Below are 7,752 nucleotides of genomic sequence, written 5' to 3' on the forward strand. Positions count from 1 at the left end.
TGCTATTTTATACGCTTCTATAACGGGCCTTACACAAGAAATTGCTTACAAAAAAACAGTCAGAGCACCTTTGTTATTCATACTTCACAAGGGGACTCAGGTGGATCAAAGATAAACTCTTATTCTTTGATTTCAGCGATCTTTTAAACTACCTGAAAAAAAGTGAGGGGGAGTATGGGCTATGTGTAAAGACAGAAGGCTGGGGAAGAGAAAGTAAAAAGTTTGTTGGCAAAAATAGTGGGAAATAGTATCAAAGAACAAATAGTATTGCCGGTTTGGTTTAATAACACGCCTATGGGGTTTAAGGGACCGTGCGACACTTTATTATTCCAAGCTTGGGTAGAAAAATTTCTGATCAAGGAACTGAAGCCTGGTCAAGGTGTTATTATGGATAATGCCTCTTTTCATAAATAATCTGTAAAATGCAGTATAATTTTTCTACCTCCTTATTCATCTGACTTAAATCCTATTGAGAAAAAGTAGGCTCAAGCTAAGCATATACGAAGCACTACAAATTATTCGATTGATCAAATCTTCAATACTTGTTTGTGACTTTTTTATATGATATTAGCTATATTGTTTGAGAATTATTAATAGAAAATTCAAAAGAAATTTGTATTCAATGAGACATTTGCGTTGAGGAAGGAAGTGGGGTCGGATCAAGGATCTTTTACCTGGAAACTTAGGGAATGTGGGCGTTACAGCAAAAGACAATCTCCTGTTTGTGGAGGCTGTTTTATACTGTTGCCGTGCAGGAATTCCTTGGAAAGATCTGCCAGAGAGGTTTTGCACTAAAAAAAGACGAAAACAAGCTATTGGACGCTCAGTTGGAGGGGAAGTGCTGAGATCCAAGCAATATGTTGATGCCCAAGGTAATTCCACCAGCAATCCCATCGCTTTTCACCTTACAAGAAGGTCAGCCCCATGATTTGGAAGGTGCAAATGCGTTGATGGATAGGCTCGTAAAAGCTGATACGGTGCTTGCCGATAAAGCGTATGATGCAAATGAAGGGGGCAGCGAAAACTCAAAAAAAAGAAGGGTGAGGTCTTGATCTCCCCTAAAAAGAATGGGGCCTTCAAATTGCGATACTTTTATAGCTAAAGCTATATAAAATGATTTTATATGGATATCGTGAAAGAGAGTTTCTATACTTCATCCAAGAGGAGTGCGCCTAAGTGCCTTTTCCTGTGCCCATTTTACGTTTGATGGGATTTGGGTCTGGTGAATAAGGCAAAAAGATAGAGGAAAGTGTGTCCTGAAGCTTCTAAGGCCTTTAGCATACATTATCCATGACACCTACACTGCTTTTCAGGAAGTTTGGGAATCAAATCTTGCAGCATCGACACCGTTGAAACCCAAGATATTTACAGTTGTTTGAAACAGACTCCCAGTCAAAAGGACGGCGCTCAAAAGTGCACCAATAACATTCGTGCAACCCTTTGCACCCCAGTTATGGCTGCCACAAAGCACCGATAACTTTTCAAGCTATGGAAGAGGCGCGTCATGAGCGCATCCGCCCTTATCAATGAAAACGATGGGGCGCCTTTCCTTTTGATGCTCCTTGAATCTTTTGGTAAAAGACGCCTCGCTTTTCGATCTCTGCCTTGGGATGACGCAGGCTTTTTTTATACGTCACGCCGAGGCGTTCCAGAGCTGAGAGACCCCATGAGGGGATTGCTCCTAGCCTTTCCACACGTGCTACGTCGGAAAAGGCTTCCACGTCCTTTTTCAATACCTTCTATGTCTATGCTCTTTGCCGATTTGTTTCTTTGTATTGAGGGGCAATTTTCTTCGACCGCCTTATAACGCTTGCGATCCCAACTGTAAAATGATGCACACGTCGTCAAAGCTTAGTTCTCCTTCCTCTTTGATTTCTAATACTCTACGTCGAAAATTTACTGAATATGTCATCATTCATATGATTAAAATTTTCTTAAATTATTATCATTTCATTTAGCTTTTTTTATATTATAAATCCCGTCATTTGATCGAGAATTTCTTCGCTAAACTGAAAGCAATACAGAGCCATTTTTCAGCGCTATGATAAAACGTCTTCCAATTTTCTAGACGCTATTCACTTGGTTTCACTTGTCGTTTAGCTTAATTGAGAACGTGCCTTAAAATTGTAAATAACGTATCTTTCCATAAAAGTAAAATGCTATTATTCCGTAGACTTTCCTTACTGAGGAGGCGAATTTTTCACCCCCTTGTAAATTAGCATAAAGGCCTATACCGCATACCGTTTTCTCTTTTTACTTTTCCTCCATTAAAAAAATGTTCTCACTTTTCTTATTTATTAATTTATTCAGAACTACTATAAAATATTTTTTTATAAGTTTAATTATTCTACATTATTAAGAAGGAAACAGATAAGACAAGAAATTTTTAATTATTACGTATCGCGTTAAATCTTTAAACGAAGAATATAAAAATACTAATCCAAGAATAAAAATAGAAATCCAAAGTAATACCTGAGTAAACCGATGAGGAATAGGTCTTCCCAAAATCCACTCTGCCACGGATAAAACGATATTTCCTCCATCTAATAGAGGGATAGGCAATAAATTGAAAAATCCTAAAGCAATAGAAAGAGATGTCATCAATAAAATAATCATTCCTGGATCTTTTTGCTCTAAGACATCGCGAGCCTGATGAGCAATCCCCAAAGGTCCAGAAAGATTCGTCATATTTGACTTTTTAAAAATTTCTAACGGTCTTTTACTTTCGTTAATAAAAACAGTAAAAATACTACCGATATAGCTTTCTGTTGGAACTTTTTTCCACGTACACCCTGGGGTGATACCGACATTTCCTTTCCAGACTTCATTGAGACTAGGAGTCTTTTCTGATTTTAGATCAACTTCCACAACTTCGTCATCTCTATAAACATTAAAGTGAAGAGTATTCCGCAAAGGAGTGGATTCTAAAACAGATAAAATATCCTGAAAAGAGCCAATAGGGTGGTCTTGTATTTGTAAGATTTTGTCTTTAGGAAAAAGTACGCCTTTTGCAGGAGAAGATTCGCTAACTTTTCCAATGATAGGCTCATTCAAATCCGGAAGTCCAACGGTTAAAACCATAGTCGCAATCAATCCAAAAGCTAAAAGATAATTAGCAAAAGGTCCAGCAAATGCAATAATAATTTTTTGCCAAGGTTTCTTGTTTGTAATACTAGATTGCTCATCAGAATCCTTTGTTGTCAGTCCTGAAGGATCTTCGTCTCCTAGAAATTTTACATAGCCCCCTAACAAATACGGAGAAATCTTCCATACCGTTCCATTTTTATCTTTCCATTGATATAAAGCAGGACCAAAACCGATAGAAAAACTTTCAATAGATACCCCTTGCCAACGAGCAGCTAAATAATGACCCAGTTCGTGAAAAATGACTAACGGACATATTACCAGTACAAACGAAAAAATAGTTTTTACTAATGAATAAAGATTTAATAGCATTATTCTCCTATCTTACATAGCATAGCTCATTATCTCAAAACTTCCTAAAAAAGCAATGGTGATCTAGATTAACTCAAGGAACTTTGACAAAATTTCTTTATTACAATAGGTACTTATAACCAGTTTAGTTACGAAACCTTTTTGCACACTTCAATATCTAGTCTAGTATCCTAGTATCTAATATTAGGTATATCCGAAAAAAAGCTTTATTCCGAAATATTCAGGGAACAGTGTCCTTTTATACGACTAAGCTTGATAAAAGTTCATAGGTATTCGTACGAACAAAGTGTTTTTTATATCGTGTTACGCCTTGATATCGTTTTGGGATAAACTTTACTGAATCTTTTGAGCCTATAAAAAAGAGCTTTACTTTACTTACTTAGGTTGCACGCTAAAAATTTTCGTAAATTAGACTTAATAAATGCTCTGATGTTTTAATCGCCCTCTTGTGCTAATTAAAGCTTTGTTCTAAAATCTGGCTAACTAGATAGAGTCTATGAGAAAAAGCATGAAAGTCAATTTAGAGGACATAAAGCAAGTTGCAAAACTCGCAAAAATTACTTTAACCCAAGAAGAAGTAAAGAATTTTTCTCACGAATTAAGCCGAGTATTTGAGTGGGTAGAACAACTAGAACGTCTTTGCCTTCAAGTTCATCAACAAGAACCAGAGCTAGCTTGCCCCATGGTGGATGATGTTCCGGAATGTCCTATTGATACTCACATTTTGTTATCGAATGCTCCAAAGCAGCGGAAAGAGCATTGTGTTGTGCCAAACGTTTTAGGAGATGTGTAGAATGAAGCATTCTGATATTTTATCCTTAACGTTATCTCAGGCAAAGCAAGAACTTTCTAATAAGAACATCTCAAGTGTAGAACTTACACAGTGCTATGTAGAACGCATGACTTCTTTAAATTCAACATATCATGCCTATATAACGTGTTGTGAAGATCTGGCCATAGATATGGCAAAAAAAAGCGATGCTCGCAGACAGAAGGGAAACTGTGGCATACTGGAAGGCATTCCTTTGGCAATAAAAGATGTATTTTGTACAAAAGGAGTGCGTACGACTTTTTCTTCTAAAATGATGCAAAATTTTGTTCCCGAATATTCTTCTACCGTTACGCAACGTTTAGAGCAATGCGGCGGGGTATTTCTTGGAAAAACCAATTTGGATGAATTTTGTATGGGATCGATGAATACGTATACTCTTACTAGTCCAGTTGCCAATCCTTGGAATACTTCTTGTGTATCAGGAGGGTCTTCCGGTGGCAGTGCTGCAGCCGTAGCTGCTGGAATGGCATTAGGGTCTGTGGGATCTGATACGGGGGGGTCTATCCGACAACCTGCTTCTTTTTGTGGAATTGTGGGAGTGCGCCCGACGTATGGTCGAGTCTCTCGTTATGGAATGGGGGCGTTTTCTTCTTCTTTGGATCAAGCAGGTCCTTTTGGACGTACAGTGGAAGATGCTGCACACATTTTTCAAGCCATTTGCGGTCATGATCCGAAAGATTCCACGAGTCGTGCTATAGCGCCCCCAGACGTATTATCTATCATAAGGCAATCTGTAAAAGGAATGAAAGTAGGAATTCCAAAAGAGTTTTACGAGGCTTCTTATCCAGAAGATATTCGCCGTTGCTGGGATAAAAGTCGTGAGATCTTAGAAGATGCGGGGTGTCAAACGAAAATGGTTTCTTTGCCTTATGTTTCTTTCTCCCTTCCTTGCTATTACCTTATCGTATGTGCAGAAGCTGCTTCCAATATGGCGCGTTACGATGGTGTAAAATACGGGGTGCGCTGCTTTGGCGAAACGTTAGAAGAAATGTACTGTGCTACGCGAAGCGCAGGATTCGGACCAGAAGTAAAACGTAGGATTATTATAGGAACATATATCTTGTCTCATGGAAATTATGATGCCTACTACGGAAAAGCAACGCGTATTAGGCATTTAATTCGGGATGATTTTGCACGGATTTTTCAAGATGTGGACATATTGTTGATGCCTACAACACCTACTACGACTTTTCCATTTTCTCAGGCTCCAAATGACCCTGTTACCGTTTATCTGAATGATGTATTAACAGTTCCGGTAAATGTCGGGGGAATTTGTGGAATTTCTGTTCCTTGCGGTGTTTCTGATAAAGGACTTCCTTTGGGAATTCAGATCTTGGCGCCTGCTTTTGAAGATGGGCGTTTGTTTCAATTTGGAAGTGTTCTAGAAAAAGGAAGCAATTTTCCTTTGCTCCCGTTTTTAGAAAAAAATAGCGCCTCTTGCAAAGAATAAAAATATTGAACAGGTATATTACGATTAATGTCAACCGAGAAAAATTATCTTTTTGGAAAGTATTAATTTTCGATAATCGCAAGTCTTTTAAGATTGTTTTTCTCTAAAAAACTACTGATGTTTGAAAAGTAGCATTAAATTTCCAGATCCTACTCGGCTTTGCCCGCCTAGAGCTGAAGGAAGGGCGTTAAGAGGATTTGCATCAGGCCCTAAAACGGAAAAAGGAAGATTCCAAGAAGAAAAATCTGCTAGTGTTGTGTATGGAGTGTTTTTTTTCAAATACTGTCTTTCTGTAATTTTTTGATTGTCTAAAGATATAGAGCATCGGTGTGCAAAACTTAGATTTTTCATGTTAGCAATAAAAAAAAATATTAAAAAAAATAAAAATTTCATATTGTTCTGTTTTTATTTTACTAATATAAATATACATATTTGTTTTTTATTTTTTATTAAGGGTGCGAAATTAGCGTTATAGCTAAGATCACAGAAAAAAGTCATATTATCAGCTAACCTAAAATCATCACACTGAGACAAGATGAATAAAAAATTCCTTAAATAACAAAAAATTGAGAAACTTCCCAGTGAAAAATAAGAAGCTTTTAACTAAAGATATGTTTTGTTAGAATTGGTAAAAGCACCTCTTTTATAAGTCTCTAAAAAATATTGTATTGTATGTGAATTTTGTGAATATTCTTATTTTTTTTAAAACAGTTTTGTTCGAGGGGGAAAGCGGTACAAATGTAAAAAATGTGGAAAAAATTTCACGAGGTGTGCCCAAAAAAGACAAGCTTAAAGCCCTTGTTTTATACGCAAGCGGTCTTTCAATGAACCGAAGTGCTCAGCGTTTTGGTGTCAGCACAAGCGCTGTTTTGAAGGGGGGGCACCTTAGGATCAAGGCTATGCGCCAAAATTGAGCTATACCCAGAAGACAAAGGTATTGTCAAGGAAGTCGATGAATTTTGGTGTTATTTAAAAAAAAGAAGCAAAAAATTTGGATTTCTAAAGCTTGGATTTCTAAATCCTAGGATCGTGCTGGAAAAGGGCTCTTCGATTGGGATTTGGTGATCACTTGAGTTAATACTTTCAAAGAACTTTTTGAACGATTAAAAATATGGAAAATTTTATTTTATTGCAAAGATCTTTGGGCAGGTTTTAATAAAATTATTCCAAGCCCTCGCCTCTTTCAGGGAAAAGATAAAACGTTTTCCATTAAACAAAACAACGCTCCACATCGCCATTGGTTTGCAAGATTTTGCCCCACCTTGCAAACACACGATCACTTGAAATGCTAGAGGTAACACTGCGTATTTTTGCGGCGCTTCACGTTAATAAAACTTTGAAAATTCATTATGCTATCTTTGGCTAAAATTTTTTTAAAAATTACTATAAATCAAAAAAATGTTTTTTTTAAAATTTTTTACGTTAAAATGTTTTGGTATTGCGTACAATAAAATATACATGAGCAAGTATAAAAAGGGAAATTTCTTACTTTTGGGTTTAGGCGTAATGGGATCGCAAAGCGCGTTTTCTGATTTAGATTCTTCTAATCTTGATTCTTCTTCTCCATGGTTATGGAGAAATTTTGAAGATTTTAAGGACGAATGGAATAAAAAAGCATATGCTTTGAGGTACGCACCAGATGCTCTTAAACGCTTTGAAAAAGATATTTCTCTCAAAACAAAAGAAATTATTCGAGCGCATAAATCGTTAGTTGAAGTAAGTAACTCTGGAGATCTTACAGAAAAAAATGCCGAAAAAGTAAAGAAAGCGTTTTCCAATTTAGCTAAATATATTTGGGAGTTTCGTAAAGAAGATAAAGAAAAAAAATTTTTAGAAACTATAGTGAATAACAAAGGTGAGTTGTGCCAAAATTTTTTCAATCCTAAGCAAAACCTTAAGGCTGATTATTGTGAGCGTTTAATTACAGAAGCATTAGGAGGTGTGAAAAATACTACTTTTTCTACAAAATCTTTCTTTAATTCCTCTCAAAATTTTAAAAAATAATCCCTTCAAG

The 7,752-nt window shown here is 36.5% G+C and carries 9 protein-coding genes and 2 pseudogenes; 8 read left to right on the plus strand and 3 right to left on the minus strand.

Annotated elements, in window-relative coordinates; all coding sequences use genetic code 11:
* Positions 1–225: 225 nt before the first annotated feature.
* Positions 226–414, plus strand: a complete 189-nt coding sequence (locus K737_RS04245; RefSeq protein ID WP_052563237.1) for a hypothetical protein — start codon at positions 226–228, stop codon at positions 412–414.
* Positions 415–658: 244 nt separating this feature from the next.
* Positions 659–787, plus strand: a pseudogene (locus K737_RS08935) (IS5/IS1182 family transposase); the annotation flags it as partial.
* A 736-nt stretch (positions 788–1,523) separates the two neighbouring features.
* Here the strand turns inward: K737_RS08935 and K737_RS10560 are convergent.
* Entirely contained in the window at positions 1,524–1,733 is a 210-nt protein-coding gene (locus K737_RS10560) for a hypothetical protein (RefSeq protein WP_200863615.1), read from the minus strand.
* 237 nt (positions 1,734–1,970) lie between these two features.
* Between K737_RS10560 and K737_RS12060 the strand changes: the two are divergent.
* Positions 1,971–2,100 (plus strand): annotated as a pseudogene (locus tag K737_RS12060) (IS5/IS1182 family transposase); the annotation flags it as partial.
* Between the two features lie 255 nt (positions 2,101–2,355).
* On the opposite strand, the gene K737_RS04260 reads toward K737_RS12060, so the two are convergent.
* Positions 2,356–3,456: a M50 family metallopeptidase gene (locus tag K737_RS04260; protein ID WP_006300452.1), complete on the minus strand. Its 1,101-nt coding sequence runs from the start codon at positions 3,454–3,456 to the stop codon at positions 2,356–2,358.
* A 508-nt stretch (positions 3,457–3,964) separates the two neighbouring features.
* On the opposite strand from K737_RS04260, the gene gatC reads away from it, so the two are divergent.
* On the plus strand, positions 3,965–4,249 hold the full coding sequence (gene gatC / locus K737_RS04265; RefSeq protein WP_006300454.1) for an Asp-tRNA(Asn)/Glu-tRNA(Gln) amidotransferase subunit GatC: 285 nt from the start codon (positions 3,965–3,967) through the stop codon (positions 4,247–4,249).
* A 1-nt stretch (position 4,250) separates the two neighbouring features.
* Positions 4,251–5,738 carry an Asp-tRNA(Asn)/Glu-tRNA(Gln) amidotransferase subunit GatA gene (gatA, locus tag K737_RS04270; protein ID WP_006300456.1) on the plus strand — a complete coding sequence of 496 codons (1,488 nt, stop codon included), beginning with the start codon at positions 4,251–4,253 and terminating at the stop codon, positions 5,736–5,738.
* A gap of 111 nt (positions 5,739–5,849) precedes the next feature.
* On the opposite strand, the gene K737_RS04275 is transcribed toward gatA, so the two are convergent.
* Entirely contained in the window at positions 5,850–6,089 is a 240-nt protein-coding gene (locus K737_RS04275) for a hypothetical protein (protein WP_035543101.1), read from the minus strand.
* 323 nt (positions 6,090–6,412) lie between these two features.
* Here K737_RS04275 and K737_RS04280 point away from each other — a divergent pair, with 323 nt between their 5' ends.
* The 3 genes from K737_RS04280 (at position 6,413) to K737_RS04290 (ending at position 7,742) form a co-directional block, all read left to right on the plus strand.
* On the plus strand, positions 6,413–6,652 hold the full coding sequence (locus K737_RS04280) for a hypothetical protein (protein ID WP_006300460.1): 240 nt from the start codon (positions 6,413–6,415) through the stop codon (positions 6,650–6,652).
* A 323-nt stretch (positions 6,653–6,975) separates the two neighbouring features.
* Positions 6,976–7,104, plus strand: coding sequence for a hypothetical protein (locus tag K737_RS11460; protein WP_268743860.1), 129 nt, complete (start codon positions 6,976–6,978; stop codon positions 7,102–7,104).
* Between the two features lie 125 nt (positions 7,105–7,229).
* Positions 7,230–7,742: a hypothetical protein gene (locus tag K737_RS04290; protein ID WP_152531061.1), complete on the plus strand. Its 513-nt coding sequence runs from the start codon at positions 7,230–7,232 to the stop codon at positions 7,740–7,742.
* Positions 7,743–7,752: the final 10 nt, after the last annotated feature.

Source organism: Holospora undulata HU1, from assembly GCF_000388175.3.
Taxonomy (GTDB): domain Bacteria; phylum Pseudomonadota; class Alphaproteobacteria; order Holosporales; family Holosporaceae; genus Holospora; species Holospora undulata_A.

Bases quoted from the DNA above. Each gene is read 5' to 3' on its own strand.
- K737_RS04275 (WP_035543101.1), bottom strand. From the start codon at position 6,089: ATGAAAAATCTAAGTTTTGCACACCGATGCTCTATATCTTTAGACAAT.
- K737_RS04260 (WP_006300452.1), bottom strand. From the start codon at position 3,456: ATGCTATTAAATCTTTATTCATTAGTAAAAACTATTTTTTCGTTTGTA.
- gatC (WP_006300454.1), top strand. From the start codon at position 3,965: ATGAAAGTCAATTTAGAGGACATAAAGCAAGTTGCAAAACTCGCAAAA.
- gatA (WP_006300456.1), top strand. From the start codon at position 4,251: ATGAAGCATTCTGATATTTTATCCTTAACGTTATCTCAGGCAAAGCAA.